Origin of the sequence: Methylobacter marinus A45 (assembly GCF_000383855.1) — a bacterium.
GTDB lineage: Bacteria > Pseudomonadota > Gammaproteobacteria > Methylococcales > Methylomonadaceae > Methylobacter > Methylobacter marinus.
In genome coordinates, this window is sequence record NZ_KB912877.1 from 4,836,018 (window position 1) to 4,862,745 (window position 26,728).

Annotated in this window: 27 protein-coding genes; 19 read left to right on the plus strand and 8 right to left on the minus strand. The window is 53.6% G+C overall.

The window, feature by feature from the left end; translation table 11 throughout:
* Positions 1-122: 122 nt before the first annotated feature.
* The 10 genes from METMA_RS27625 to METMA_RS0122875 all read left to right on the plus strand — a co-directional run bounded on the left by METMA_RS27625 (position 123) and on the right by METMA_RS0122875 (position 9,202).
* A complete protein-coding gene (locus METMA_RS27625; protein ID WP_020161446.1) occupies positions 123-293 on the plus strand; it encodes a hypothetical protein in 171 nt (56 codons plus the stop codon).
* A 2-nt stretch (positions 294-295) separates the two neighbouring features.
* Positions 296-940 (plus strand): YdcF family protein, encoded by a 645-nt coding sequence (locus METMA_RS26015; protein ID WP_020161447.1) that lies wholly within the window; start codon positions 296-298, stop codon positions 938-940.
* Between the two features lie 80 nt (positions 941-1,020).
* Positions 1,021-3,153: a molybdopterin-containing oxidoreductase family protein gene (locus METMA_RS0122840; protein WP_020161448.1), complete on the plus strand. Its 2,133-nt coding sequence runs from the start codon at positions 1,021-1,023 to the stop codon at positions 3,151-3,153.
* A 731-nt stretch (positions 3,154-3,884) separates the two neighbouring features.
* The gene (locus METMA_RS0122845; RefSeq protein ID WP_020161449.1) at positions 3,885-4,247 is read left to right on the plus strand and encodes a DUF4186 domain-containing protein; all 363 of its coding nucleotides are present in this window, start codon (positions 3,885-3,887) and stop codon (positions 4,245-4,247) included.
* A 507-nt stretch (positions 4,248-4,754) separates the two neighbouring features.
* Positions 4,755-5,588 (plus strand): SMP-30/gluconolactonase/LRE family protein, encoded by an 834-nt coding sequence (locus METMA_RS0122850; RefSeq protein WP_020161450.1) that lies wholly within the window; start codon positions 4,755-4,757, stop codon positions 5,586-5,588.
* A gap of 158 nt (positions 5,589-5,746) precedes the next feature.
* Positions 5,747-5,944 (plus strand): hypothetical protein, encoded by a 198-nt coding sequence (locus METMA_RS0122855; protein WP_156830598.1) that lies wholly within the window; start codon positions 5,747-5,749, stop codon positions 5,942-5,944.
* A 14-nt stretch (positions 5,945-5,958) separates the two neighbouring features.
* Positions 5,959-6,474, plus strand: coding sequence for a hypothetical protein (locus METMA_RS0122860; RefSeq protein WP_027147555.1), 516 nt, complete (start codon positions 5,959-5,961; stop codon positions 6,472-6,474).
* A 180-nt stretch (positions 6,475-6,654) separates the two neighbouring features.
* Entirely contained in the window at positions 6,655-7,374 is a 720-nt protein-coding gene (locus tag METMA_RS0122865) for an SIMPL domain-containing protein (RefSeq protein ID WP_020161453.1), read from the plus strand.
* Positions 7,375-7,475: 101 nt separating this feature from the next.
* Entirely contained in the window at positions 7,476-8,654 is a 1,179-nt protein-coding gene (locus METMA_RS0122870; RefSeq protein WP_027147556.1) for a hypothetical protein, read from the plus strand.
* A gap of 140 nt (positions 8,655-8,794) precedes the next feature.
* Positions 8,795-9,202 carry a carboxymuconolactone decarboxylase family protein gene (locus tag METMA_RS0122875; protein WP_020161455.1) on the plus strand — a complete coding sequence of 136 codons (408 nt, stop codon included), beginning with the start codon at positions 8,795-8,797 and terminating at the stop codon, positions 9,200-9,202.
* Between the two features lie 122 nt (positions 9,203-9,324).
* Here the strand turns inward: METMA_RS0122875 and METMA_RS0122885 are convergent, their stop codons facing one another.
* The 6 genes from METMA_RS0122885 to METMA_RS25455 form a co-directional block, all read right to left on the minus strand.
* On the minus strand, positions 9,325-9,594 hold the full coding sequence (locus METMA_RS0122885) for an Lpp/OprI family alanine-zipper lipoprotein (protein WP_020161457.1): 270 nt from the start codon (positions 9,592-9,594) through the stop codon (positions 9,325-9,327).
* A 917-nt stretch (positions 9,595-10,511) separates the two neighbouring features.
* Positions 10,512-11,723: a patatin-like phospholipase family protein gene (locus tag METMA_RS0122895; protein ID WP_020161459.1), complete on the minus strand. Its 1,212-nt coding sequence runs from the start codon at positions 11,721-11,723 to the stop codon at positions 10,512-10,514.
* Positions 11,724-11,815: 92 nt separating this feature from the next.
* Positions 11,816-12,631 carry a porin family protein gene (locus tag METMA_RS0122900; RefSeq protein WP_020161460.1) on the minus strand — a complete coding sequence of 272 codons (816 nt, stop codon included), beginning with the start codon at positions 12,629-12,631 and terminating at the stop codon, positions 11,816-11,818.
* Between the two features lie 80 nt (positions 12,632-12,711).
* On the minus strand, positions 12,712-13,422 hold the full coding sequence (locus METMA_RS0122905) for a DUF4410 domain-containing protein (protein WP_040590807.1): 711 nt from the start codon (positions 13,420-13,422) through the stop codon (positions 12,712-12,714).
* Between the two features lie 286 nt (positions 13,423-13,708).
* A complete protein-coding gene (locus METMA_RS25450; RefSeq protein WP_156830599.1) occupies positions 13,709-14,443 on the minus strand; it encodes a hypothetical protein in 735 nt (244 codons plus the stop codon).
* Positions 14,444-14,475: 32 nt separating this feature from the next.
* Positions 14,476-15,333 carry a DUF2092 domain-containing protein gene (locus tag METMA_RS25455; RefSeq protein WP_027147558.1) on the minus strand — a complete coding sequence of 286 codons (858 nt, stop codon included), beginning with the start codon at positions 15,331-15,333 and terminating at the stop codon, positions 14,476-14,478.
* Positions 15,334-15,571: 238 nt separating this feature from the next.
* Here METMA_RS25455 and METMA_RS0122920 point away from each other — a divergent pair, with 238 nt between their 5' ends.
* From METMA_RS0122920 to METMA_RS0122955, 7 genes are all read left to right on the plus strand, one after another.
* A complete protein-coding gene (locus tag METMA_RS0122920) occupies positions 15,572-17,164 on the plus strand; it encodes an arylsulfatase (protein WP_020161463.1) in 1,593 nt (530 codons plus the stop codon).
* Positions 17,165-17,337: 173 nt separating this feature from the next.
* A complete protein-coding gene (locus tag METMA_RS0122925) occupies positions 17,338-17,736 on the plus strand; it encodes a hypothetical protein (RefSeq protein ID WP_020161464.1) in 399 nt (132 codons plus the stop codon).
* Positions 17,737-17,920: 184 nt separating this feature from the next.
* Complete coding sequence (locus METMA_RS0122930) at positions 17,921-18,943, plus strand: HAD family hydrolase (protein WP_020161465.1); 1,023 nt, start codon at positions 17,921-17,923, stop codon at positions 18,941-18,943.
* Between the two features lie 303 nt (positions 18,944-19,246).
* Positions 19,247-20,323 carry a hypothetical protein gene (locus tag METMA_RS0122935; RefSeq protein ID WP_152565072.1) on the plus strand — a complete coding sequence of 359 codons (1,077 nt, stop codon included), beginning with the start codon at positions 19,247-19,249 and terminating at the stop codon, positions 20,321-20,323.
* A gap of 93 nt (positions 20,324-20,416) precedes the next feature.
* Positions 20,417-21,454 (plus strand): hypothetical protein, encoded by a 1,038-nt coding sequence (locus METMA_RS0122940; RefSeq protein WP_020161467.1) that lies wholly within the window; start codon positions 20,417-20,419, stop codon positions 21,452-21,454.
* A gap of 341 nt (positions 21,455-21,795) precedes the next feature.
* A complete protein-coding gene (locus METMA_RS0122945) occupies positions 21,796-22,923 on the plus strand; it encodes a sulfotransferase family protein (protein WP_020161468.1) in 1,128 nt (375 codons plus the stop codon).
* A gap of 712 nt (positions 22,924-23,635) precedes the next feature.
* Entirely contained in the window at positions 23,636-24,076 is a 441-nt protein-coding gene (locus METMA_RS0122955) for a hypothetical protein (protein ID WP_020161470.1), read from the plus strand.
* Positions 24,077-24,133: 57 nt separating this feature from the next.
* Here METMA_RS0122955 and METMA_RS0122960 read toward each other — a convergent pair whose 3' ends face one another.
* Positions 24,134-25,033 (minus strand): bile acid:sodium symporter family protein, encoded by a 900-nt coding sequence (locus METMA_RS0122960; RefSeq protein ID WP_232216417.1) that lies wholly within the window; start codon positions 25,031-25,033, stop codon positions 24,134-24,136.
* A 355-nt stretch (positions 25,034-25,388) separates the two neighbouring features.
* On the opposite strand from METMA_RS0122960, the gene METMA_RS0122965 reads away from it, so the two are divergent.
* Positions 25,389-25,778, plus strand: coding sequence for a Rap1a/Tai family immunity protein (locus METMA_RS0122965; RefSeq protein ID WP_020161473.1), 390 nt, complete (start codon positions 25,389-25,391; stop codon positions 25,776-25,778).
* A 17-nt stretch (positions 25,779-25,795) separates the two neighbouring features.
* Positions 25,796-26,080, plus strand: coding sequence for a glycine zipper domain-containing protein (locus METMA_RS0122970; protein ID WP_020161474.1), 285 nt, complete (start codon positions 25,796-25,798; stop codon positions 26,078-26,080).
* Positions 26,081-26,160: 80 nt separating this feature from the next.
* Here the strand turns inward: METMA_RS0122970 and METMA_RS0122975 are convergent, their stop codons facing one another.
* Positions 26,161-26,724: a lipid-binding SYLF domain-containing protein gene (locus tag METMA_RS0122975; protein ID WP_020161475.1), complete on the minus strand. Its 564-nt coding sequence runs from the start codon at positions 26,722-26,724 to the stop codon at positions 26,161-26,163.
* Positions 26,725-26,728 lie beyond the last annotated feature (4 nt).

Here is a 26,728-nt window from a genome sequence, read left to right on the forward strand (position 1 = left end):
GCGTACCCTACGACTGATTTAAACCACGAAGGTCACGAAGAAAAAACGTCGTGCTTTCCTTAACCTTCGTGGTAAAACCTTTTTAACCTTAACCCGATCGGCCCCCATAGGAAAACGCCATTATGAACACCTCAACCCGAGTCAGAATCATATGCGCCCTGATCTTGCTGGTTTTTTCAGTGCTGGGCGTCGGCCCCATTCCGATTACCAGCACCATCGGCTTGTTTGTCGTTATTTTCCTGCCCGCCTGGTTCAAACAACTCATTGACGACCTGTATGCCGACAAGGAATAACGGTGATCGTCACGGCCTTGAACAAATGGCTGAAGCGGGCTTCAGCCGTATTCATCGGCCTGTTTGCGCTCTCGCAACTGGCTTACTGGCTGGCTTCCCGCCCTGCCCCTGCCGGAGCCGATCCGGGCAATTGCGCCGTGCTGGTGGCGGGGTTCCCCGCGAATCCTGACGGCAGCCTCCATCCGATGCAGCGCATGCGCGTGGAAGTCGGCGTATCGGCGTATCGGAACCAGGCCTGCGACAGGCTGATCGTATCGGGCGCGGCCGTCCATAACAGCCATGTCGAGGCCGAGATAATGGCCGCGTTCGCGCGCGAGCTCGGCGTTCCGCAGGATCAGCTGATCATCGAAGACCGGGCGCGCAATACCTGGCAGAACATCAGCTGCTCCCTGCATCACCTGGAAAACCATAAACGCATTATTATCGCCTCGGACAATCTGCACATGCACCGGGCAAAACGGTATCTGTGCCGCCAGAAAACCTCCTGGTGCGATCGCCTGCAAGTCGCCGGCGGTTACGTTCCGCTCAGCCAGATAGGCTGGACGGTGCCGCTTGCCATCAAGGAACTCCATGCCTGGATCCGCGACCTCGCGGTTTACGAACGGTCGGTCTCGGGCAATTCGCCTTCCTGTCCGGCCGATCGTTGAGACGTTAGAAAGATTCGTGATAGCATCCCGAAATTGTCGTGAATCGATACAATTTAAATAACGCAAGAGGACGTTTTAAAATGGCCGCAGTAATAAAAACAACCCATCCGGGCGCCTGCCCGCACGATTGCCCCGACACCTGTGCCATGGTGTTTGAAGTCGAGAACGGGAAACTGGCCGGCGTCACGGGCAATGCCGGGCACCCGATGACGCGCGGCGGCCTGTGCGTCAAATTAAAGGATTACGAAAAACGCCATTACCACCCCGAACGCGTACTGTATCCGCTGCGCCGCACCGGTCCCAAGGGCAGCAAACAGTTCGAGCGCATCAGCTGGGATGAAGCGCTAGCTGAAATCGTCAGCCGCTGGCAAGCCATCATTGCCGAATACGGCGCCGAGGCGATCATCCCCTACAGTTATCTGGGCCATCAGGGCCTTGTCCATGGCCTGAACGGCGGCGATGCCTTCTTCAACCGACTGGGCGCCACGGTTTGCGAACGCACGTTCTGCGGCGAAGGTTCGGCGACAGCCTGGCTGCTGACCAACGGCCCGAGCGGCGGACTGGACCCGGAAAGTTTCGTCCATGCCAAATACATCGTGATCTGGGCCTGCAACAGCGTCAGCACCAACCTGCATCACTGGCATTTTGTCGTGGAAGCGCGAAAGCGAGGCGCCAAGGTCGTGGTCATCGATGCCTATGCGTCGAAGACCGCCAAGCAGGCCGACTGGCATATCGCGCCCCGGCCCGGCACCGACGGCGCCCTGGCCATGGCCATGATCCACACCATCATCGAAGAAGGCCTGATCGACCGGGACTATGTCGCCAACTACACCGTCGGCTACGAGGAACTGGCTGAACGGGCCAGGACGCGCACGCCGGAATGGGCCGCCGAAATCACCGGCATCGCGGCCGAGGACATCCGGACGCTGGCGCGCGAATACGCGACCACGAAACCGGCCGCCATGCGCATCGGCGTCGCCCTCGAACGCCATTACGGCGGCGGCCAGACCATCCGCGCCGTCTGCTGCCTGCCGGCCCTGACCGGTGCCTGGCGCGATGTCGGCGGCGGCATCTACCAGATGCCGGTGTGGGAGCATCCCTACAAATTCGACCAGATCTGCCGCCCGGACCTCATCCCCAAGGGCACGCGCGTGGTCAACAATCTTCAGATCGGCCGCGCGCTGACCGGCGAACTGCCGCTGGACCCGCCGATCAAATCCATGATGTGCTGGAATTCCAACCCCGTGACCCAGGCGCCGGAGACCGACAAGATCGTCCAGGGGCTGCTGCGCGAGGATCTGTTCCTGGTCTCGGCCGAGCATTTCATCTCCGACACGGCCGCCTATGCCGACATCATCCTGCCGGCGTCAATGGGCGCCGAAATGGAGGACATCATTTTGTCCTGGGGTCATTTCTATCTGACCTACAATGCCAAGTGCGTGGAATCGCCCGGCGAAGCCGTGCCGAACAACGAAATCTTCCGGCGCCTGGCCGCGCGCCTGGGCTTTGAGGAGGACCAGTTCAAATGGTCCGACGCGGAATGTCTCGAACACTATATCGACTGGAATTCGCCGGCCTGCGAGGGCATTGACCTGGCGTACCTGCGCAAGCACGGCTACGCGCGCCTGAAGATCGGCGCGCCCGATACGCGCGCGCCGCACAGGCAAGGCAATTTCCCGACGCCGTCAGGCAAGTGCGAATTCAAGTCCGAGTCCGCCGCCCGCGGCAATTTCGTGGCCGGACCTTTCCGGCAGATGTATGACGATTTCCAGCCGGGCGAACCGCTCGACATCCTGCCCGATTACGTGCCTTCCCGGGAAACCGCCGCGACCAACCCGGAACTGGCCAGAAAATACCCGCTGAACATCATCTCGCCTAAGAGCCACGGCTTTTTGAACTCCTGCTATGCCAACATGGAACAGAAAATCCGCGGCCAAGGCGAACAGTTCGTGCTGATCAATGCCGTGGATGCCGACGCGCGCGGCATCAAGGACGGCGACAAGGTTCGCGTCTTCAACGACCGGGGCGGCTTCGAGGGCGACGCCCGCATCACCGACGACGTCAATCCCGGCATCGTCGTCGCCACGCTGGGCTATTGGCGGCAATTGAACAAAGGCACGGTCAACATCATCAGCTCGGCCGAGTTCGTCAACATGGGCCATGCCCCGACGTTTTCGGATAACCTGGTGCAGGTGGAAGCCGTGGCGCATTAAATTCTGATGTTACGCACGGGCGGTTTCATCCCGTTTGCCGCGCCGAGCACCGGAGCTTTCGCCGAGACAAATCGGCAGGATAGCCGATTTGCATGCATCGCACCCAAAGGGCGAGGCACTGGGATGTGCCGAGTGAGCAGCCCGAAGGGGCGCTTCAGGGATGAAGCGCGTTGCCAAAGGGACAGGAGTCCCTTTTGGCAACCCTCGGCGAAAGCGAGGAGCACAGGGAGCAAGCGGCAACGGGCGGCCTGCTGACTCGTGCCATCCAGGCACTCACGCTGCGCGTGCTTCGCATCCAAATCTGCTCCAGGCAGATTTGTCTTTGGTTACTTTCTTTTGGCCGCGCAAAGACAAATTCGCCAGGAGCGAATTTGGTCAGCTTTAGCTGACCCGAAGGGAGAAGCCCAAGGATGGGCTTCTCAGCGTAACTCGCCTTCGGGTGCGATAAACCCGATTCAAATAATCGTCGCGCTAGCGACACTTTATTAAATCAAACTAACTTCAACTGACCGCGTAACATCAGTTAAATTTATAGAAGACATGAACCGCGAAGAGCACGAAGTTCACGGAGAAAAGTCCTAGTAAAAAACCAGGGTCTTATGCGGCTTGCCCGTTCAACCGCCGAAACAAGCGGTATTAAAACCTGTGGGGGCGACTGAAGTCGCCCCCACAGGCGTGCGTCAGTCCCGAAATTTCTTGTTTCTGTGCTCCTCGCGGTTTAAATTCACAACATGCGAGACTTAGACAAAATCTTTGAGGCACTCTCAAAGTCGGCCTTCCGCCGCAAATTCCACCTCCAGGGCAAGGACCTCGTTTATCTGCGGACCAAAGGCCTGCCCACGATCATCGATCACGCCCGGGACTTCATCGCCAAACGCCTGGCCCCGGCCGTGATTGCCAATGACGGCAAACAAACCCCATTCCGGGGGCACCCCGTTTTTGTCGCCCAGCATGCGACCGCCTGCTGCTGCCGCGGCTGCCTGGAAAAATGGCACAGAATCCCGAAAGGCCGCCCCCTAACGCCGGAACAGGAAGCTTACATCATCAACGTACTTGAGCGCTGGCTTCGGGATGAAATGGAAAAGTCATCCTGAATCCGTCTGGCGGCCATTTTCATCCCACTCCCGCTCATAGTAGTCAGTCAATTTAATAGGCTCACGCAGTTTGCCTGTTCATCCGCCGAAACAAGCGGGTTTAAAACCTGTGGGGGCGACTTCAGTCGCCTTTTATCTGAATGGGCGACTGAAGTCGCCCCCACAGGCTTGCGTAAGTCCTGTTTAATTAATTATGACGGATAAATTGTAGGTGCGAATTCACTTGTGCCCTGCAAGGGTATTCGCACTATTCGCACTGTGCGGATACCCTGAAGGGCACAAGTACCCATAGGGCATAAATAAATCCGCACCTGCACCGGAAATCCATCCACGCACTTGAGGAAAATGTTTTATGCGCGTTCCTGAGCTGTTGCTCGTAGGTAATGGCGCGAATGGACAGTCAGTCAAAATGATGAATAATCGCATCAACCAGCGAATCCGGCGTCTTGCCGACAAATGAATTGACAAGAACTACAAGCCTGCGAGTATTTTGAAAAGGAGACGCCCATGTTCAATTTACTGTGTTCAGCCCGCATCCTGCTTATTGCCAGCCTGTTTTCTCAGACGATAAGCACCGGTTTCGGCGCCGAAGCTAGCGGCTGCAAACCCGGCAGCGGTTATGTTCTTTATGCCAACGATCACAGCCAGAGCGATGATTCCAGCAATCTTTACGTGCTTAACCTTTACCTGCGAAATACTGAGCTGGCCTATCCTCTGAACCTGGGCGAAACCGGCATCAGGGAAATGACCGATATCGCTTTTCTCCCCGATGGCAAACTATTCGGCGTGACATTCACCCGGCTGGTCGCCATCGATACCGTTACCAGACAAGGCGAGTTTGTCGGCGACATTATCGGCGAGGCGTATTTGAGCGAGGAGCGCTGGATCAATGCCCTGGCGGCAAGTGTCGACGGCCAGTTATACGCCGCGACGCGGGATGGCGAGCTGCTCACGATCGATACTGAAACCGGACAAGGCAACAAAGTGGGAGTTTACGGGAATGACCTGGGCTCATCGGGCGACCTGGTTTTCCTGCCGAACGGAACCTTGTACGGCACCGCCAGGCAGCTTAATACGCTTGAGGAAGCGACCGACTTGCTGATCCGGATCGATCCGCATTCGGGTCAGGCCGAGATCATCGGCGATATCGGCTTCAAACAAGTATTCAGCCTGGCGGTCGGTCCCCGGGATGAACTTTTAGGCGTCGCGGACGGGAACGGCCGGCCCCTGCTGATCAAAATCAACAAACACAATGGCAAAGGCAGGCTCATTGCGCCCCTGCCCGATACCGACGGCATGTGGGGCATGATCGCGCGCGATCTGTGCGCTGATCATCGATGAAAACTTCAGCAAGAGAGAAACCGCAATGGTCTTGATCGAAGCCGAAAGCGTGCAATACGAATTAGCCTGAATATTTCACCGCGAAGGACACGAAGCACACGAAGGCTTAGCAATTCAATTACTTGCAAATATTTCATAATGAGTTCATGAAGTTATCGGTGAGCATTAATAATGCCATGATGGCGGCGGAAGCGTTTACCGGCTATGAGCCAATTTCATCCGCCCTGCTGCGTTCTGAGCCTTTCGTTGATCTTTATATATTTAAGCAGCATCGAATATTGAACCTGAGCAATAAAAACCCTGTCTCTTATAGTGCGGTTTTAAGATACGGTGTCTTTCATTTGGTTTTAACTTAACGTGAAGTGCGACTATGAAACATTACTCCTTATTGATTGTTGGACTTGTGCTTTTTTCTGCAACAGCGCCAGCCCTTGAAAAAGCCAGCCCTATCCAGATGGCTGAAGTGAATCAACGCCAGAAGCAACTGGTGCCTTATTCCCCTGACAAAACCCTACAGACGTTTACCAAGACCGTTCATGGCGGCGTACAGCATGTTGTCGCCAAATCGGCGGACGATACCCGCGAAATCAAATCGATCCAGGCCTATTTGCAAAAACTGGCCAATGACTTCAGAAAGGGCGATTTTTCCGTGACGGAACAAATGCACGGCCCCGATATGCCGGGTCTCGCCCTATTAAAAAAGGCGGAAACCGACGACATACAATTTAAATATGAAGCCTTGGAGAACGGTGCTCAGATTCATTATTCCACTGAATATCCCCAGTATGTCCAGGCGCTCCACGAATGGTTCGATGCCCAGATAAGCGAGCACGGCAACGATGTCGTACCGGAACACATCCAGCACCATTCAACGCCGGCGGAATAATTTGCAGACGTTTTAAACAATCCTGACCGGCTGAGTAACAGGCTGCCGGTCAGGATTGTTTGGCAATCTTGGCGCGCAGCCGGTAAATTCTGGCCGATAACAAAGAACAAGGTTTTATTGGTGCTTGACGGTAATCATCCTATAAACTAGCGGACCTGGATAATTACCTGAATCAAGCAGATGAACCAAACAAATAGAACAAACGCCCTGATCCTGGGGTTATCGGTCTTTTTGGGCCTGACCGCGCTCGGATATCTTCTGGGCCAGGCCGCCATCGATTTCAAGGAATATGAACGCAGCGTTACCGTTAAAGGGTTATCCGAGCGGGAACTGCCAGCGGATGTCGTGATTTGGCCAATCGTTTTCACCGAGAGCGGCAACGACCTCGGCGCCCTGTATAACTCGATCGAAGCCGCGAAAAAGAGCATCGAGGAATTTCTGGTGTCCAAGGGCATCACGGCGGCCGAGATATCCCATTCCCTGCCCTCGATTACCGACAAATCGGCCCAGCAATACGGTAACGGCCAAAAGGCCGAGTTCCGGTATGCGGCTATCCAGACGGTCACGGTCTATTCATCGAATGTTTCCACCGTCCGTCAAGCCATGAATGAACTGTCCGAACTAGGCAAACGCGGCATCGCCTTTACCGGTGAGGGCTATCAAAACCAGACCGAATATCTTTTCACCGATCTGAATAAAATCAAGCCGGAAATGATCCAGGAAACCACGACGAAGGCGAGAGAAGTGGCGCTCAAATTCGCTGAAGACTCCAACAGCAAGCTGGGCAAGATAAAAAAAGCCTCCCAGGGACAGTTCTCCATAGAGCCTAGAGACAAAAACAATCCGCATATCAAGAAAATCCGTGTGGTATCCACCGTGGAGTATTACTTGTCCGATTAAGCCGCCTTCCGATGCGGCCTCAAGTGCCGCGGTCACTGTCGGCGGTGGAACGCTATTGCATCGTCGACAGTCATTGGGACATACAGGATAAGGAGTCAAACATGAAACAAAGCGTCGACCCATCGCTGGCGTTCTCCCTGATCCGGGATGACCTGCCGTTTCGGCTCCAGCGCCGCGTGGGGCTGATTCCCGAACAGGGATTGGGCATCATGCGGCGGGTGGTGTTTTTCATCGTGCTCACCTGGCTGCCCATCGTCATTTGGGCCCTGCTGACAGGCCGGATACTGCCCGGCACCGTCGAGGATCCGCTGCTGCGGCACTTCGGCGTACATGTGCGCTTTCTGCTCGCCGTACCGCTGTTCATAGCGGGCGAAGGCATAGCACACCAGACGAGCACGATGCTGATTCCCTATTTTCTGAGCTCCGGCCTGGTGCCGGCCGCCCAGAAACAGAAATTTGCCGGCATTATCGAGGGACTGACCCGCCTGCGCGACAGTTCCCTGCCCTGGCTTGCGATCATCGCGCTCATCGTTATCTGGACCGCCTTGGACACGGCCGCCGGCGGATTTGAATTCGAACATGAAGTCAACTGGGCCGCCATCGGCGACCATCTCGGATTTGGCGGCTGGTGGTTCATCTATGTAAGCCGCCCTGTTTTCGTCGCCTTCCTGGCGGCCTGGCTTTGGCGCCTGTTCCTGATATTCGTGCTGCTTAAACGCATCGCCCGGCTCGACCTCGACATCGTGCCCACCCATCCGGACAGTGCCGGCGGCCTGGGTTTCCTGGAACACTTGCCGAAGGCGTTCAGCCTGTTCGCCTTCGCCGTTTCGGCCGTGCTGTCGTCGCGCCTGGCTCATCAGGTCCTGTATCACGGAGCCGACGTTCAGTCCTTAAAGACCCTGCTCACGGTTTTTCTGATCGCTCTCGTCGGCATTTGCCTGGCACCGCTGCTGATGTTTTTCCGGCCGCTTGTTATCGCCAGGCGCCGCGCCTTGCTGGAATACGGCATCCTGGTCGGTGACCACGGGCGCCTGGTGCGCCGGCGCTGGATTCTGGGCGAAACTGAAGTTGACGATTCGATTCTGCAGGCGCCGGAACTCGGGCCGGTAGCCGACACTCTGTCCCTTTATCAGGCGGTCAGGAAGATGCGCCTGGTACCGATAGGCAAGACCTCATTGTTCGTCATCGCGATCCCGGCCCTGATTCCCATCATCGCCTTGTTCTCCATCCAGATCCCGATCAAGGACGTGCTGATGAGGATCATCGCCACCCTCCTCTAACAGACTATAACCGGGCATGAATCAGGCGGCGTTGGCGCCAATTACCCGGAACAATGACGGGCTTGGAAATCATTCAAATGAATTATGCATCGGAAAAAAATATCAAATTTGCATGATCAACCATAGAGAGGATAAAGCTGATGGATACGAATCGCTATACACGCGGCCAGGAAACACTCTCAAGCATTCATGGGTCTATCGGCGAAGGCGTTATGGATGCACTTAAGGATATTGCGCCCGACCTGGCGCGCTATATCATCGAATTTCCCTACGGCGACATTTATTCACGCGGTGTTCTGTCGCTTAAAGAACGTGAAATAGCTACCATTGCATCGCTTACGACGCTGGGTAATGCAACTACTGAATTAAGGGCGCATATTCAAGGCGGACTCAATGTCGGGTGCAGTCGCGGGGAGATTGTCGAAGTAATCCTGCAAATGGCCGTTTTTGCTGGATTTCCTGCCGCCATCAATGCCATTCTGGTAGCCAAGGACGTTTTCGCGGAGCTCGATAAAAAACAGGCCGCCTCAAATAACAAAACCAATTAAATAACCGATGTTTCCGACCAACCGGGCCTTCCGCAAATGCGACTTGACAGCATTTGCGGAAGGCGGCCAGAAATTGCCCGAAGGCCTGGAAAGGCTCTCATCGGGCTATTTGAACAACAAGGTTATTTCATCGTCGGCCTAATGTAACCGCTATCCAATTTTCTATTGGAATCTTGAGCATATTGAGCCGCCCTATTAGCCGCGGCTTCCGCGGCTTCGGCACTTGCCGTCGCCTCAGCCGCCGAAGCTTGCGCGCTGGCCGCATCGGATGATATCTGAGAAATTTTAGAATTCAAGTCATCGATTTGCGACTGTATATTGCCAGTAGTCGAGCAAGCCGCAATCATACTGAAAACCAGGGTAAGCATTGATAATTTTATTATTTTTTTCATACATTTCCCCTTACTGAAGATTAACGTTAATAAAATTTTATCTATTAAACAGTTTTAATGTTTTCCTCGTTCAGCGCCTGTCTTTACCAATTTCTCTCGTCAATAGCATTTAAAAACAATAAACCAATGATTTTAATGCTTTTTTTTGGCAAACATTGGATAAGCTTAATTCAACAAAGTTTCATCCAATAACCCGATTATGCTTAATCTGAGTTATTTAAATACACTTTTATTTTGAAAACTTAATGCGGGCTTGCCCAAAGGATTTCAGGATATTTTATAAACTGATGTTACGCATGGGCCGTTTTTATCCTGCCTGCCGCGCTGGCGATAGGTTGTTAAACCGATCTTTATTCAACTGACAGTGACCTCATCGCCTGAATGTTCATGCACGCGTAGGTGCGAATTTATTCGCACTAAACTGAATAGCAAGCGTTTCGGGTCGAATGAATTCGACCCTACAGTTGAATTCAAATAACCACCGCGCTGGAGGTACTTTGTTAAACCTGTCTTAATTCAACTAATGCGTAACATCAGTTATAAAGTAATAATATATTCCATAAAATACTATCCCTATCGCCACTAAACATCAGACAAGTATCAAGGATAATTTCACTGATTAAGGCTATTGATGCGGATTGTCGTTGCACTCCTTTTTTCGGGATCAAACGGCAAACCTCACCTGATAGCATTTACCGACAAGCGTTTAATCCCGCCCTGTTTGACAAAGTGAAACAGCGGCGCGCCCGCTGCTGGACTCAGTGTTTCCGATCGCTTTTTCAGCCATCATTATCACAATCTGCCGACATCAAGGGGATGAGGATAATTCGCCGATACACTTTCTCATGGTATTTGCCCTGATGATTCAGCGCTTTATCGAAAGAAATTGACTGGTTGCTCCTGAACCAGGCTGGCTGCTATTCATAACCGGCCCCATTCTCGGGAAAGAACTCCGGCGGGGTCTTCTGCCAGCGGTAGCCGTAGCGAGCCAGGTTGTAGCCGGTATCGAACAAGACGTTCATCACCTGCTTGTTGAATTCATCGCTCCGGTTCGTATCCAGTTCATCGGGAATATGGGCCAAATTGAAATCGAGCCCGTCCCGTTGGGTGATGACGTAAATGCGGTAGATATCTCCGACGCCCTGGGCCTTGATGAGCGAAGCGACAGAGCGTGGGGCGATGGAACGCATAACCGGCTTCACGGCAAGCCAATTGGATTTGATTCGCGTGTTGCGGATAACGAAGACCCGCGGTTTTCGGAGGGGCTGGTCATATCCCAATATTTTCCTGCCAGCCGGCAAGTTCAACATAGGACCGTAGAGAAACACCTGATTGGTCACGCCTCCGTCGACATGCATTTCGTCATAGCTATTCCCACCGGCTTCGACCGGAATATAAACCGGCGGAAAAGCTACCGGCACAGCGGCGGATGCAATCATGATCTTACGGAACAGTTCGAGCGCATCAGAACGGCCCGACGCCGCGATGGCGCCCATGTTCCAGATCACGGGACGCTGGGCGTCGAGGGCGGTAGTGCCGATATAGAGCCGCCGCCCCTTGAGATGCTCGGCGGCGATGTCCTTGAGCATCTTCTCGTCGATATATTCCGTGGTGAGCTTGGCGAGAGGATCATTCAGAGCGATGGCGTCCGTCTGCACCATACCGAAGAAGGATTTCAGCTTGAAAATGTCCTTCGAAGAAATAGTCGTGTACACCTTCTTCAACTTATCGTCATAGGCCGGCCCTAAAAATGCGAACGGCGCGGTCAATGCCCCCGTGCTGATGCCGGTAACCAGCTTAAAGCTCGGGCGGTTGCCGGCGGCAGACCAGCCACACAGCATTCCCGCACCGAAAGCGCCATCCCCGCCGCCGCCTGAGATCGCCAGGATGTCGACAGTTTCGCCCTCCCGGAACAGGCCGCTTCGCTGTTCCTGACGTAAGGATTCGATCAAGTCCTTCTGGAATACCGGGCTGAATTCATCGCCCCAGGCCCGCACTTCCGGCATGCCCGGCATCCGGACCAGCGCCTCGACCTGCTGCGGCGGCGGAGAATGGGGCCGGAGGGCGGCGCAGCCGGACAATGTCATAATCAAGACCCAATACACCGGTAAAGCAATCAATTTGCCCATTGCAAAACTCCTTAAAATCCAGTGCCACCGATAGCATGACAGTCTTGCTTCAATACTTCGGCACCAATGCCTTGAATCAACCACATCGACCTTTACCAATAGCCTGTCAGCCCGATGAACGGCCCGTTTATGGTGACGTTGGTTTCAATGAGACGTTTTTTCAAGTCCAGGCGCAGAGCTCTATAGCCCGCTTCCAACGAGGCAGGTACACCGAACAAAGTGGTGCGATAGCCGACCATGCCCATTACGGAGCCGGCGAATTCGATGTCGTCCACGCCAAAGCCGCCGCCGTTGCCGTCCACCAGCACGAACCATTCCGGGCTGAATTCCACCGTGAACCGCCCGCCGATGAGCGGACTGGTGAGGCTCTCGCTGGACGAGGCTTTGCCTATACCCCTGAACTCAACCTGGTTGTCCAGCCAGATGGTCCGCCCGCCTGCATAGACTTCGAGCCCATTGGACCGCGTCTTTTCCGTCCAGCGCCCGACTTGTTCCGCCGCCGGCACGCCGAACAGCCGGTACATGACCCCGTACTCCATGACTCCCAGTTGGCTCGACAAGCCCTTGCTGATTCCCTGGTCGAATCTGGGCTCGAAATCCAGATCCATGTAATTGCCATCCACATACAACCCCAGCCGTTCGTAATGGGCTTCGAGCTTGCCCATAAAAGCCAGCGGGAAGTTCCTTAGCTCTTCGGCAATATCGATAAAGCTGGTATCGACCGACTTGCTAAACCGGCCTGCGGAGAAGTCGCCGTCCACGCCTGGCAGCCAGCCGTACAGCGTGAGATTGAAAGCCCAGGGATTTTTGACGGCGCCCTCTTCAGCAGCCTCGGACGTCGCCGCCAAGGCTGCTGCGAGCATTATCAGGGTTTTGAAAAACGTGAAAAAACAGGTTTTTATAGTCATGGAAGGTGTCCTTTTTTCGAATGGTCTTGTTTTCCTGGGCTGTCAGGCTACGGAGCGATAAATGAGCATCAGGCATCCGGTTAGATCCAACCCTGTTCTCTGAATTTCATCCTCAGTTGATCGGCGATTTCACTGGCGGTCGCTTGAGCGGCGTCCTTGATCGTCGGCGGGTCTTTCCTTTCTCTTTTTAAGTTCGACGTGCCGCCCGTGACAAGATCAAGAGGACTTCCGGTCGCGGCAAGGGTTGTAAAATCTGCCAGACTATACGGTACCTTCTCGCTCCCGGTCCCGGTCAGTCCCGTTTCAAGCCGGCGCTGCCACTGATCCGCCCCCAGATAGCCTTCGACTATTGTTCTCAGATCAGCCGTCTCAGAGCTGAACCCGACCAGCATACGCTCGCCGGCGCTGTCCTGAACGACGGAAACGAAGTACCCCCTGATCACCAGGTCACCGGCCTGCGGCGCCAGTTGGCTCCCAGCCCATACGGCAGGCAGTCCCATATTCTGGATCTCCGCCACCAGATTCAGTGCAACTTGAGCGCCCAATGTACGGCCTGTCTCGATCTGCCCAGCCGTTTGCGGCACCAGGTACCCAGCGATTCGGCCGGCGAGATCGGATTCGGGCGGGACATCGGTGGACGTCGCGGCAAAGTCATGAACAATGATGCGGTCGGGCCGGTCGATCTCTTCGCCCATGTACGGCTGGCGTGCAGCCACAGGGGGGCCGGATGCGCATCCGGCCAGAACGGTCAGGGCAAATAAACTTGGCACAGTTAGGTTAAGCCGTCTCATGACAATCCTCCAGTGACAGATTAAATGCAATGAACTGAAAAAAGGGCTAGGGACATTGCCCCGGCCCGATCACAGGGTTATAGGACCTACGCAGCCTGTGGGGGCGACTTCGCCTACTGTTGGTAGGCGCCTATGTCCGGGCGACAAGTCGCCCCCACATTTTTAAAACGGCTTTAGATCGCCCAATCCTACTTTCTACCGGTAGCAGAAGCGCTAAATACGCAGGTCCAGAGGTATAAATTTCAATTCGTTTCTGCAGAGGGTAATTCCTTCCCGCTCGGGTTATCTAGCGTGGCTCTGGCACGGGCACATAAATGACGCCGCTGTTGCTATAAGCCTGGGTATACCAGGTGGAGCCGCACTGATAATAAGTCACACCGGCAACAACCTTGGTGGTGGCAGCGCAAGGCAGACTCGCATAGCCCGAGGGCGGAGGGGCGGTCTGGACCACTATCGTGGATGGCTCGGCATACTGCTCCGATGATTCGCCCGCCGCATAGCCGCCGACAGCACCCAGCGCCGCCGCGCCGACCGCAACGGCCGCGACTTCGCCGTCGTCCCAGTCGTCATGGTCATAGTAATATCCTGACGGCGGATAATAGCCTGAGGGTGGATAGTAACCGGAAGGATAAGACTGCGCGGCTTGTTGTCGTCTTTGCTGCGCTTGCTCCTGCTGCGTTTGCCTGCTCTGCTGCGCTTGTTGTCCGTATTGCTGGCGGCTCTGCTGCGCCTGTTGTCCGTATTGTTGCCGGCTCTCTTGCAACTGCTGCCTGTCGTATTGCGGAGGGTTCTGCTGTAATTGTTGACGCCTCTGTTGCGCTGAGCCGGCGTAAGCCTGACGGGATGCAGCGCCTGCCCTGCTGCCCTGATAGCTTGAGCCGCGGGAGGCAAAGCTGCCGCTAGCCGCTGCCCCGCTTCGTGAGAAACCGCCTCCTCCGCCGCCACGGAAGCCCCCGCCGCCTCCACGACCACGGGCGACAGCATCATCCACGGACCCTATTAGAAAAACGATTGTGGCCATAACAACTGTAACGAATATTGAAGGTCTGATGTTCATTTCTGTCCCCCGGTTTGTTCCTGGGCCGCTCCCCTCTGAAGCGCGATCTGTGGCAACTGCGCAAGGAATGAGATCTTCCTCGCCCCCTCAGGCGGAGTGAATGCGAACTGGGAATCCTGGATTTCGGGCGAAAAGTTCCAATCGGCAAACTGCGCCCGGAACTGAGGCTGCCCCTCGGCGTCCTTGTAGGTCAACACCACGCGTAGCGGCAACGGCTGCGCGCCTTCTGTAATCCAGACCTGATAATCTACCGTCTCGGTGCGCCCTGCCAAATGATGCGCTGGCACTCCATAGATTTCAGTCCTCTCTACATAGTCGAGCGACTGGGTCCGACGCTTGAGTTCATCCGGAAACCGGCTGACCAGGAGTATGGCCAGCGGCAACCTCATGCTGAGATCCTTGAGAAAATACATGACCGCCTCATCTATGCCGCCGGGTTTGGAGGCCTGCGCATAGACGTTCTGGGATGGGTTGAATACCGTGATGTCCTTGCCGTCGTACAGGACGACGTGCCTCTCGCCATCGCTATGCTCCGCTTCAACGCGCAGCCCGTCGGGCCGGCTCACGGTGACCTTTCGCGTTTCGCCGAATTCAATCTTCTGGCCGGATTCCTGGACAGTGTCATAACTGGTCCGGAGGTTCACGCTGAATCGCAGGGACTTGGCCAGAAACTCGGCCATGCGCATGAGGATAGCATCCGCCTCCGCCGGCTCCGCCACGGTTTGCAGCGCTGGCGCCTGGGCTGCCGGTGATTCCGGGCGCGTGACCGCCCCTTTCTCCGCGCAGCCTGCCACTACCGTCAGAAGCGCCACGCACAGCACAGTGCGTATTTCCGGATGTCGTATCGTCTTCACGGACTGCCTCCTTTCACTGATATGAGATAAAACTTCGCCAGCTCGCTGTCTCCGTCTAGCTTATTTCCACCGATCATCTTTCGAACCGTTGACACCGTACTGCACCCTTCGTTCCGATGCGATGATTTCAACTTTGACAGATCTTGCCATCTTCCGGATGGAACTAAGCAAGAGCATGTATGCCAAAACAAGGCAATGGTCGTTCATTTTTTGCAAACTTTTGAGATAAGGGGAAAAAATGACTTACATCAAGCTTACCTGGCTCACATTGATGACTTTGGCGGTTAGTCTGACATTTACCTATGGATCAGCCGCGGCCCAACCCGCTCAGTCGTCCGAAAAGAAGCCCAATATCGTTATCATCTGGGGTGACGACATCGGCCAGTCCAACATCAGCACTTATTCAAAGGGGTTAATGGGCTACCGGACCCCCAACATCGATCGGATAGCCAACGAAGGAGTCACTTTCACCGACTATTACGGCGAGCAGAGCTGCACGGCAGGACGTTCCGCTTTCATCACCGGACAGAGCGTATTCCGTACCGGCTTGAGCAAAGTGGGTATGCCGGGCGCCGATTCGGGCCTGCGCAAGGAAGATCCAACCATCGCCGAGTTATTAAAAGCCCAAGGCTATGTCACTGGCCAGTTTGGCAAGAACCACCTGGGCGACAAGGACGAGTTTCTGCCCACCGCTCATGGCTTCGATGAATTCTACGGCAACCTCTACCATCTCAACGCCGAGGAGGAACCGGAATTGCCGGACTACCCGAAAGAAGCCGACTTTCCGGAATTCCGCAAGAAATTCGGCCCGCGCGGCGTGATTCATAGCTTCGCCAATCCCGACGGTACTCAGAAGATAGAAGATACGGGTCCACTCACCAAAAAGCGCATGGAAACCATCGACGACGATATTGCCGCACGCGCCGCCGAGTTTATCGACAAGCAAGCCAAGGCCGGCAAGCCCCTGTTCGTCTGGGTCAACTTCACCCACATGCATTTCCGCACTCACACGAAACCCGAGAGTCTGGGCAAGGCCGGGCGCTGGCAGAGTCCGTATCACGACACCATGATCGACCACGATAAAAACGTGGGCACCGTACTGGCCAAGCTCGATGAATTGGGCATCGCCGATAACACCATCGTCATGTACAGCACCGATAACGGCCCGCACATGAACACCTGGCCGGATGGCGCCATGACGCCTTTCCGCAGCGAGAAAAACACCAACTGGGAAGGTGCCTACCGCGTGCCGGCCATGGTGCGCTGGCCGGGTCACATCAATCCCGGCACGATCTCCAACGACATCATTTCCCACCTGGACTGGGCGCCCACCCTGTTGGCCGCGGCCGGGGCGCCCGACGTCAAGGACAAGCTTCTCAAGGGCTACAAGGCCGGCAGGAAAAACTTCAAAGTCCATCTTGACGGTTATAACCAACTGCCGTATCTGACCGGCCAGGAACAAAAAAGCCCCCGCCAGGATTTCTTTTATTTCTCCGACGACGGCGACCTGACAGCGTTGCGCTACGATAACTGGAAGCTAGTGTTCGCCCAGCAGCGGGAAGCGGGCACGCTGGCGGTATGGGGCGAACCCTTCGTCAAGACAAGGATTCCATGGCTGTACAACCTGCGCACTGATCCTTACGAGAAGGCGTCCATCACATCCAATACCTACTGGGATTGGTATCTTGACCATGCCTTCCTGATGGTGCCGGCCCAGAGCAGCGTCGGCAAATTTCTGGCCACGTTCAAAGACTATCCGCCCCGCCAGAAAGCGGCCAGCTTCACTATCGACCAGGTCATGGAGCAACTGAAGACGCCGATTAACAGGTGACATCCGTTTGACAGGTTAATCGCGGTCGCCGAAAAAAACCGGCGGCCGCGTTTTTTATGTATGTTTTTTTGCGTGAGCATTCTGAAGCCGGCCGGCCCCCCTGAACAGGCCCTATCATTACAGTCCAGAAATGGTTGAGTGTTTGCTTGAACGTTTTAAATCAGGAGACTTCCATGCCATTCAAAATGAGGGACTTTGTTTATTGGTCAGGACTTTACAACGGCGGCTTAGCTGTGATCCTGCTGTTTCCGCCGGTCTACCGAATACTCGGCCTCAATATCCCGGCTCCTTTGTGGGGCTGGCTACTTGCCGGTTTCCTTGGCTTTACCAGCGCGGTTCTGATTCTGTCCTCCCGCGACCTCAGCCATCGCGCTTCCTTTGTATACTGGGAATCATTGCTGCGCTACGCTGCTGCACTGCTACTCGTTCCAGCGGGTCTTTTCGGTGATCTGGGCTTGATTGCCGTGCCGTTGGGGCTGACGGATCTGGCAATTGGCCTGGTTTATATGATCGGCTTGCCCAAGGAACTCGATGCTCCCCATCGTTCCTTGTTTTGGGACAGGCTTGAATGAACCCCGCTATCCAGATCAAGGTTTGTTTTATACACGCAGCTTAAACGAATTCTATGACTGACCTTTGCCAGACAAGGCTGACACCGGTAAGCCACGGTTTGAAAAATCCAGGGAATCCGCCTCATGTTCGAAGACAGGCTCGATTCGACTTATATTTTGCGTCAACAAATGTATCGAGGACACCATGAATCAATTATCCGGCATACGTTTAACATTTTATGGCTACCGTAGCATCCTGTGCTTCTTATTGTTGTCGTTTTCGATGGTCACTCATGCCCGAACCGCAGATCCCCTGCCCTCGTGGAACAGCGGACCGGTCAAGACCGCTATCGTAAAATTCGTCAAAGAGACGACTCAAAAAGGCGGCAGGCATTTCATAGCGCCCGCCAAACGCATCGCCGTGTTCGACAACGATGGCACCCTGTGGTCCGAACAGCCTCTGTATGTTCAGCTCGCTTTCGCGCTTGATCGCGTCAAGGCGCTTAGCCCTCGGCATCCTGAATGGAAAGACACGGAGCCGTTCAAATCCGTGCTTGACGGAGACCTGAAGGCTGTAATGGCAGGCGGTGAACGCGCTTTGCTGGAACTGGTCATGGCCTCTCACGCGGGCATGACCACTGAAGAATTTGCTCAAATCGTCAAAGACTGGCTCGCTGAGGCAAAGCATCCGAAACACAACCGGCGCTATACCGAACTGGTTTATCAGCCGATGCTCGAATTGCTTGCCTATTTGCGCGGCAAAGGTTTCAAGATGTACATCTTATCCGGCGGCGGCATCGAGTTCATGCGGCCATGGACCGAGAAAGTGTATGGCATCCCGCCGGAGCAGGTTATCGGCAGCAGCATCAAAACCAAATTCGAATTTCAGGGCGGTAAACCGGTGCTTATGCGCCTGCCGGAGGTCGACTTTATCGACGACAAGGACGGCAAGCCAGTGGCTATCAATAAATTCATAGGTCACAGGCCAATCGCCGCATTCGGCAATTCCGACGGCGATCTGCAAATGCTGCAATGGACGACAGCCGGCGATGGCCCGCGTTTCGGGCTTCTCGTTCATCATACCGACGACAAACGCGAGACGGCCTATGACCGGCAATCCTCCATCGGGCGGCTTGACAAAGCGCTTGATGAGGCCGGGCAGAAAGGCTGGACTGTGGTTGACATGAAAAAGGACTGGAAGCGGATTTTTCCCTTGAAGAAACCCTGATCGGGCGCCCGTTCCCGTATTTTAAGCAGCAGCGTTTTATCCTGAAATGCCCCGCCGGATCTCAAAGAAATCTTCAGATAATAAACAAGAATTTGATAGCCCCGCGCTTTGGTCAATCACTCCGCGCGCTTCCGCTTCATCCATGCATATCATATTTTCATAAACCGCGCATTCCCGGAATGCAAGACGAATACGATAGGTATTTTACCCAAGTTATTTTGCCGGGCTTTTCCTATATTCTTTGCCGAAGCACAGTTTCAGATTTGCTTCCTCGATATCCCACAATACGATCGATCTTCCGTTATGGACAAATCCTACCGTGAGGTTTGTAACATACAGATAAAGCGCACAGTGATCGTTACCCTGATCGCTGTGGTGAGCCTGTCTATCTACGCGGCTGATTTGATCGATCGTCGGACCGGTCAATCCAGGGCGGACTATAGCGCATGGAGCAAAACCAACAAGCCGGCCAGCCTGGAAGATCGCCTGAAAGGCCCCGCGTTTCCGCCGACCGACGAGACAATGTTCCTGTCCCAGGTCTACCCTTCTGATCGGCCGGCAAATCCCGCCGCAGCCTCCGGCACGCCGATTACGGAGCAACAGTTGAGAGCCCAGGTCAATCAAATAGCCGGGCAGCCTGGACTGAAGATCATGGATGATCCCGCAATCCAGGCCAAAACGCGGGACCTTCTGTTGCGGGCGGCCTTAGCGACGACTGTCGACAGCACAGCGGGAGGGACGGCGGACGCCATCAAAAGCGACGTTTATTCCAGTGTCGCCTTCGGGCGTCTTGCAACTGGCGATGGTGTGGCCGCGCATGTTATTGACGATGGAACCGGGCACTTTAAAATCATTGTCAATGAGAACTACCGGCACGAGGATATCCGCCTGTTGGGCATCTTATTGGGGCATGAAGTCCTGCATCAGGATGCCAGGCTGTCCGTTCGGGAAGAATTGATAGCCCATACCTTTGAAATTTTGGCTTATGTCCGGCATGTCATAAAAGACCCCAGGCTGGCCAGCCAGGGTACGGAGCTGGTCCGCTTTTTGAACACTGTGGCGATGGGACTCCTGAACAGCCGGCGGCCTGACGGCTTGATCCATCTGCTGGAAGGGCGGGATGAAGCCATCTGGCCGGGATCGAACAGCTCAGTGGCTTATCTGGCGCAGAATTTCATTGAAGCCGGTTTGGGCCTCGACACGCCGGGCAACGAGGCCTTGCTTTACGCAATGCGCCAATTGACCGGGAATAAGGAAATAAAAGAAGCCAACTTTGACGACGACACCCTGATTTTGCTGGATGAAAACATCAACACCCTGCTCAGCCCTGAAGACTGGATCGCTCTGGCTGAAGCGCTCAAGCTGGATACCGGCACCTGAAATGACCGTTTAGCCGGATTGTTTTTCCCTACCCATGAACGTTTATAGTTTATTTTACTAGCCTGCACAGCTTGAAGATCGAGGAGTCGCACAATGTCAGGAATATTAAATCATGCTGCCGCCATCGCATGCCTGTTAGGCATCAGTTTTATTGTGACGGGAATTCCTGCTTTTGCTGAACCGCCGGCGGTCGAGGAGGTCTTGAGCGTATTGGAAATGGATGAGCGTCAGATTAACGAACTTGCACAAGGACAACCCGTCATTTATGCCTTGAGCGAGAACCGCTCCGATGAGATTGCCGCAGGCATTGCCTGGTATCTGCCGGTTCCCTTGGCCAAGGTGGCCGGACATTTGCGGACGGATAATCCGGATTTGCTCGACGTTGATGTCACTGTCCATGGGATGTTGACGGCGCACAGTAAAGTGGATGCCTTGTCGCCTGTCGTTCTGTCTGACGAAGAAACCGAGGCTTTGTTGGATGCCGAACCGGGCGACAAATTCAATCTCTCCGGCCACGAGATCGAGAAATTAAAAACTCTCAAGCGCACTTCCAATGGCTCCCCCCATAAAGCCATCCGGGACACAATCGAACAACGCTACCGTGAGATTCTTTTCGATCGATTTGAAGCCTACCAACGCAATGGAACCTATGCAATAGCCTCTTATGCGCGTGAGAAGAACCTGAATATCAAGCCTTCCGTGGAACTTGACCAGGCCGCAAACGCAAGCGTCATCCTGGCGCGCTACGTTCCAGACTTGCACAAAGCCTGGATAAACTACCCGACAACATTGCCGCCCAAAACGAACGAGATGTTCCAGTGGGTCGAAAAAAACGTGCAAAACCGGCCGGCCGTCATTCTCAGACACCACGTCAATTACGATTGGAACGGCGGGACATTGATTCTAACCCGTGAATTCTATGCGTCGCATTCATACAATTCCAGCCAATGGATCACCGGCTGTCTGGCGTTTCGCGATGGTACGGTGGTCTTTCAGCAAGTGCGCAGTTATGCCGATCAGTTAGCAGGAGTTGCAACCGATGTCAGGCATTTAATAGGCCGGAAGTTATTGAAAAACAAAATGCTCAAGTCTTTTGAACGGCTTTGCGGAGTCCTGGGGCAGTGCCATTGATTGACTGGCACTGCGGTTTTCAATCCACCAGGCCAATTGTCCTGGCCATCAGCCTGCCACGGCGATACAGTCCTTGCAATCCATAGCATCGCATTAACAAACAACAGATCGCCAACAGCGATTCAACCTTGATCACTGGCTGTGCCCGGCATCATCTGATCAATTGGCTCTGATTGCTCGTTGCATAAGAATTTTTCTTGCCATTGAAGGGTCTATTCAATGAGTTGACAAGATTATCTTATTTGATTGGCGACATACTTTAAATGCTAGAGACTTGTCATGAGCTCAGGAAAGCCAAACTGTCCAGATGATATCCATCGCCAACAATGGAGACTCCAGGTATGTATTTCAACTATCGCGATTTCCTTAAAGCCTTGCGTATTGCCCTGTTACAGAAACATTTCCGTTTACGCCGCTGGCTCTATGTCCTGTTCTTCAGCAATCTCTTTCTTTCATTCATAGTTTTGTTGGCGTTCTTCAGATGGCTGGACACCCTCTTGTTCCCCGGCTTTCGGAAAATCGTAGTCCGTCAACCGGTATTCATCATCGCTCCGCCCCGTAGCGGGACGACTTTTCTCCAACAAGTGCTATGCCAGGACGAGGAACGCTTCATCTACTGGAAAATGTACCAGACTATCTTCCCTTCCATCTGTTTTCAAAAGCTGATCGATGCTCTGGTTTACCTTGACCATAAGCTGGGCGGCCTATTCAGCAGGTTCCTGGATTGGTGTGAAAAAAAGTGGTTCGGCGGATGGGATGATCTGCACATGATGCGGCTGGACCAGGCGGAAGAGGACGGAGGCATCTATCTCTACGCGTTCGCTTCCGAAGCCATCTACCTGCTGTTCCCCTTCATAGAGCAACTTTGGAATGTAGGTTTTCCCGATGCCCTTCCAGCCGAAAAACGCCAAAAACTGATGGCCTATTACCGGAACTGTCTGCAGCGTCAGATTTATATCAACGGCCAGGGACGCACGATGCTGATAAAATCGACCCAATCATGCGGGGCAGTCGAGTCCATCAAAAAGGAATTCCCGGATGCGCGGTTCATTACTATCATCCGCGATCCCTTCGAATCAATTCCTTCCAATGTCAGCCTGACTGTTCCGGCCTGGCAGGCCCATTCCCCGGAAATTGCCAAGAATGGCCCAGAGTCTCGGTCTTACGCTGATCTGGTGGTGGAATGGTATAAACATCTGTTCCGTTTTCGCTCGCAAGTCTCTTCGGAAAGTTATTTCTGCATTGATTACCGCGATCTCAGGAACGATCCCATCGGGACTATTGAGAGGCTGTACGACCATTTCGGCTGGACCATGAGTGAATACTTTCGGGACAAGCTGAGGACTATCGGAGCCCGGAATAAGAATTATCAAAGTAATCATCACTACACACTGGAAGAATTCGGATTATCCCGCCAGACGATAGAAAAGGAACTGGCGCCCATACTGGAAGCTTATGGTCTAGTCTGAGCATGTGCCGAGTGATAAAGATAATGTCCAAAGTGACAAGTTAGCCTGAATATTTCACCACGAAGGACACGAACGCCTCCAAGGACAGGAAATGATCCCGTCATTTCTCTGCATTCACCCCATCCATGGGGATTATGGAGGCGGTAGAATTGCGTCTGGAACAGCAATCGAGTACACGAAGGCTTTTCAATTCAAATACTTAGAAATATTTCATGATGAGCTTATGAAGTTATCGGTGATAAAGGATAACGCCATGATTTTCTTCGTGTTCTCGGCAACTGCTCCTGCGTTGCTCTACCTCCCACATCCATGCGGTCGTTCGTGTTCTCTGTGGTTTCATGAAATATCCGGGTTAGTGTCAAAATGCCGACACAGATAATGTCAAAATCTTGCACTTTAGCTTTCATGCTATGCTCAGGCAAAAACTCGGACGTCTGGCAACTTATCCGGTAGCTGATGACTGTTCGTCATATCGACGTGCTGAGGTTTGGGCAGGTTCCGTTGCTGAGCAAATAGTCGCCATCGGCACAGATCGTGTCAAAACGCATAAAATTTTCAACATTTTTTATCCGACCGCTGGTGATGAAGCCATCAGGCGGAGTTATCATGATTTTGGGCTTGCCCCAAAATAGGGTCATTACTGAAAACGGCTTCAGCAAGTTGGATAAGCCGTCGTACCAATAGCAACAGTCTGGGCCAAAATCAGCCACTCATGTGTTCGATCCATCCGCCATCTTATTCGCCACAATGGCAAGCGCCGCGCTTCGTATTCCTTCCGCTGTCTGCGCCGCTAACGCCTCATCCGCTACTGCACGCGCCATGGCGACCTGAAATCGAGCTGACAACAAGGTTTATCGGCGGTGACGGACTTGTTCTGGTCAGTAAAGATGAATTGATCGTCATTGCCAACCGCGCATCAGGCAAAGTAACCGAAACTGTTTTTTCAGTCCGCAGTGACGACAATTGGAATAGCGCCAAAGTTACAGATGAATATAAGTTCGGAAAGGTTTATTTGACGACAGGTGCAATAAGAAAAGACCAGCTTTATGTCTTACATAGTGATCTTGTTTCTTTGATGCAGGCTCCTCAAGATCAAAAAGCTAAACTGCGAACAAAAGCTACTATTCAACAGGTAGCTAACATTAGGCAGTAAAACATAGCTGTTAGATTAATCCGGCACAGTAAGGCGCATGGCTGTAAATCGACTACATCAACCGGTGGAGTCGGTATTCTTTTTTCTATCGGCCAAGCGATAAAAGGCAACATGAAGAAGCCCCAGAAAAATCAACAGAAGGCCATTTGATACAACCGCCGCCACCACCGGCGTGCCAACGAAACTATCTATGGCGACAAGCAGCGCCAGGGCGATGTTCCGATTGGCAGTTCCAAAGGCGATCACTTGCCGACTGGCCGGCCTTGATCCGCCCAACGCGAGCCCTAACAAAAATGACAGTTCGCCCGCCAGGGCCATCGCCAACAGCGATTTCAAACCTGTCGCCACAATGCTCTCAAATTCCACATAGGTGACGAAGGCCAGAGATGCAGCACCGGCAGCTTCCGCCAGCCGTTCCAGAGGGCTGAGCATTCGGCAGGCCAAGACGGGTAATGCCTGGCGCAGAGCCATTCCTACAAGGATCGGAAGCGTCACTGTGTTAAAAAGGATTGCCAGGCTCTTCAAAGGAAAAAACTTTAGTGCATCGGCGTAGCCGGCATAAGAGAATCTTGAGAGGCTCGCCTCGAAGACCAGCGGGGTAAGAAAAGTGGAAAATATTGGGAAGATCGCCGTCAGGCCAGCGGCGAGCGTCAGATTGCCGCCAGCCATTTTGACGAAAACCGGCACGACCGGAGCAAACGGCGCTGCAGCCAGCAAAAGCATGCCGGCAGAAAGTTCCGGCGGCAGATCGAAACCCCACACGACAGCGGAAACCAATACGGGAACCAATATGAAATTAAGAGGCAAGACCACCAACAGCCGGCGCGACATAAGGGCCCGAGCCACGGACTGGAGATCGAGCCGCATACCGACCGCAAGTAAAAGTCCGCCAAGAGACAGCATAGTCAGGACGCGTATCAGGGTTTCAGGAGGGAATGGAATAAAATCAATCGACATTTAGCTTTAATGGACAATCTTTTAAAAATAATTGGAACAAGTGCAATATTAGATCACGCCCTGTGTCCCTTTTGATCCAGCGATTAAATAACCGCCTTCATTTTTGCTTTAGTTTCCCTTATTAACCGGAACAAGATAAGCACAATGACATCCAATGTATGACACAAAGTAACCGCTTGAAGTAGATGTTTGCTATAGGCAATGTGAAAAGGATAGGGAGGAATGACTACAGAAATACACCACAGATAAGGAAGATGCTTTTCTTCAAATTGATAGAGCGGCGCATGTATAAATGCGCTTTTCCTGTTGTAGAGAATTTATTTCCCATTAAAGCAAAAAACTGAGGATATAACTTATGCAACTCAAACATCCCGCCCCCTTCTTCTTATTGCTCGCTTTATTTGTCACTGGCGCGGCAAAAGCCAACGTGACCGAGAATGATTTCGTAGCCAAGCAGACACAAAACCTAATCAATCTCTGTACGGCATCGCCGCAAGACCCCCATTATCGGGATGCCATCCATTTTTGCCACGGTTATCTGGTCGGCGCTTTCCATTATTATCAGGCCGCGACGGCAGATGAGCGGGAACTGAAGATATTATGTGCTCCGGAGCCTAAGCCTTCGCGCAACGAGACAATCGATATGTTTGTTTCATGGGCTCAACAACACCCTGAATACATGAACGAAATGCCGGTCGAAACGGAATTCAGATTTTTAACCGAAAAATGGCCTTGTAAAAAATAAATTGAAGAGGATACAACATGAAAAGCTTTTCGATCTTAATCATAGCGATATTGGCCATTATTAATTTGGCCGGGTGCGCCGGCATGTCGGAGACTCAGCAACGCACTGTCACCGGAGGTTTGGGCGGTTCTGCCGCCGGCGCTGCCATCGGTGCAATGGCAGGCAATGCCGGTCTGGGGGCAGCCATTGGTGCTGCTGCCGGCACTACGGGCGGTTATTTGTATGGCAAACACAAGGAATCCGAACAGCGGGCCTATCAGCAAGGACAAAGGGATGCCCTACAACAGGCGCCACGTTATTAAATCCATAAGAGCAGCACGGTAGGATGCAGCTACAATAGGAATCGCATCTTGTCGTGTTGTGTCATCAATGTCATATCCTGTTACGGATTGATCCTGGTGATCTTTGATCCCTCCAAATTAATACCTGCCATCAAGCCTCTCTGCCCGAATATGAATGCATAGACATCATCCTTGAGAGTCGTGGTACTCAGATTTCCCGCCGCACCTGCGTCCAGTACAGCCACTGTCGGACCTATGCCGAGTTCAAATCCCTCGCTGCGATCGAGATAGGCAAGCGCCTCATCGTTCATAAAGAACAGTGCATAATCAAATGATTGCACCCCGGCTTGCAGACCGAATGATCCTGCCACGATATTGTAATAACCCGCTGTCTGGCTCCTCTTTCGCAAAGCGCCTTTCCCGTACTGAGCGCCACCGATGAAGCCGGCCTTGACGATATTCGGAAACACCAGGATACCCTTCGCCTTGGACGCCAACAGTTTGGCCGAGGGCGTGGTTTCGTAAAGCTTCGCCAGGGCGGCGTCCACATCGCGGTCGATCTGAGCCGCATCTATCGCATCGGCTTGATTATCGCCGGTGGACTGGCAGCCGGTCAGCATCAAAAGAGTAATCAGCAACAGATTGATTATGAATGTCGGTTTCATGTGT

What these genes read in the sequence shown, in the direction of transcription:
- METMA_RS25450 (WP_156830599.1), bottom strand. Translation starts at nt 14,443, where the DNA reads ATGGCCACAATCGTTTTTCTAATAGGGTCCGTGGATGATGCTGTCGCC.
- METMA_RS0122945 (WP_020161468.1), top strand. Translation starts at nt 21,796, where the DNA reads ATGTATTTCAACTATCGCGATTTCCTTAAAGCCTTGCGTATTGCCCTG.
- METMA_RS27625 (WP_020161446.1), top strand. Translation starts at nt 123, where the DNA reads ATGAACACCTCAACCCGAGTCAGAATCATATGCGCCCTGATCTTGCTG.
- METMA_RS0122965 (WP_020161473.1), top strand. Translation starts at nt 25,389, where the DNA reads ATGCAACTCAAACATCCCGCCCCCTTCTTCTTATTGCTCGCTTTATTT.
- METMA_RS0122850 (WP_020161450.1), top strand. Translation starts at nt 4,755, where the DNA reads ATGTTCAATTTACTGTGTTCAGCCCGCATCCTGCTTATTGCCAGCCTG.
- METMA_RS0122930 (WP_020161465.1), top strand. Translation starts at nt 17,921, where the DNA reads ATGAATCAATTATCCGGCATACGTTTAACATTTTATGGCTACCGTAGC.
- METMA_RS0122960 (WP_232216417.1), bottom strand. Translation starts at nt 25,033, where the DNA reads ATGTCGATTGATTTTATTCCATTCCCTCCTGAAACCCTGATACGCGTC.
- METMA_RS0122845 (WP_020161449.1), top strand. Translation starts at nt 3,885, where the DNA reads ATGCGAGACTTAGACAAAATCTTTGAGGCACTCTCAAAGTCGGCCTTC.
- METMA_RS0122870 (WP_027147556.1), top strand. Translation starts at nt 7,476, where the DNA reads ATGAAACAAAGCGTCGACCCATCGCTGGCGTTCTCCCTGATCCGGGAT.
- METMA_RS0122860 (WP_027147555.1), top strand. Translation starts at nt 5,959, where the DNA reads ATGAAACATTACTCCTTATTGATTGTTGGACTTGTGCTTTTTTCTGCA.
- METMA_RS0122955 (WP_020161470.1), top strand. Translation starts at nt 23,636, where the DNA reads ATGTGTTCGATCCATCCGCCATCTTATTCGCCACAATGGCAAGCGCCG.
- METMA_RS0122975 (WP_020161475.1), bottom strand. Translation starts at nt 26,724, where the DNA reads ATGAAACCGACATTCATAATCAATCTGTTGCTGATTACTCTTTTGATG.
- METMA_RS0122920 (WP_020161463.1), top strand. Translation starts at nt 15,572, where the DNA reads ATGACTTACATCAAGCTTACCTGGCTCACATTGATGACTTTGGCGGTT.
- METMA_RS0122865 (WP_020161453.1), top strand. Translation starts at nt 6,655, where the DNA reads ATGAACCAAACAAATAGAACAAACGCCCTGATCCTGGGGTTATCGGTC.
- METMA_RS0122905 (WP_040590807.1), bottom strand. Translation starts at nt 13,422, where the DNA reads ATGAGACGGCTTAACCTAACTGTGCCAAGTTTATTTGCCCTGACCGTT.
- METMA_RS0122840 (WP_020161448.1), top strand. Translation starts at nt 1,021, where the DNA reads ATGGCCGCAGTAATAAAAACAACCCATCCGGGCGCCTGCCCGCACGAT.
- METMA_RS0122885 (WP_020161457.1), bottom strand. Translation starts at nt 9,594, where the DNA reads ATGAAAAAAATAATAAAATTATCAATGCTTACCCTGGTTTTCAGTATG.
- METMA_RS0122970 (WP_020161474.1), top strand. Translation starts at nt 25,796, where the DNA reads ATGAAAAGCTTTTCGATCTTAATCATAGCGATATTGGCCATTATTAAT.
- METMA_RS0122895 (WP_020161459.1), bottom strand. Translation starts at nt 11,723, where the DNA reads ATGGGCAAATTGATTGCTTTACCGGTGTATTGGGTCTTGATTATGACA.
- METMA_RS0122900 (WP_020161460.1), bottom strand. Translation starts at nt 12,631, where the DNA reads ATGACTATAAAAACCTGTTTTTTCACGTTTTTCAAAACCCTGATAATG.
- METMA_RS0122925 (WP_020161464.1), top strand. Translation starts at nt 17,338, where the DNA reads ATGCCATTCAAAATGAGGGACTTTGTTTATTGGTCAGGACTTTACAAC.
- METMA_RS0122875 (WP_020161455.1), top strand. Translation starts at nt 8,795, where the DNA reads ATGGATACGAATCGCTATACACGCGGCCAGGAAACACTCTCAAGCATT.
- METMA_RS0122940 (WP_020161467.1), top strand. Translation starts at nt 20,417, where the DNA reads ATGTCAGGAATATTAAATCATGCTGCCGCCATCGCATGCCTGTTAGGC.
- METMA_RS0122935 (WP_152565072.1), top strand. Translation starts at nt 19,247, where the DNA reads ATGGACAAATCCTACCGTGAGGTTTGTAACATACAGATAAAGCGCACA.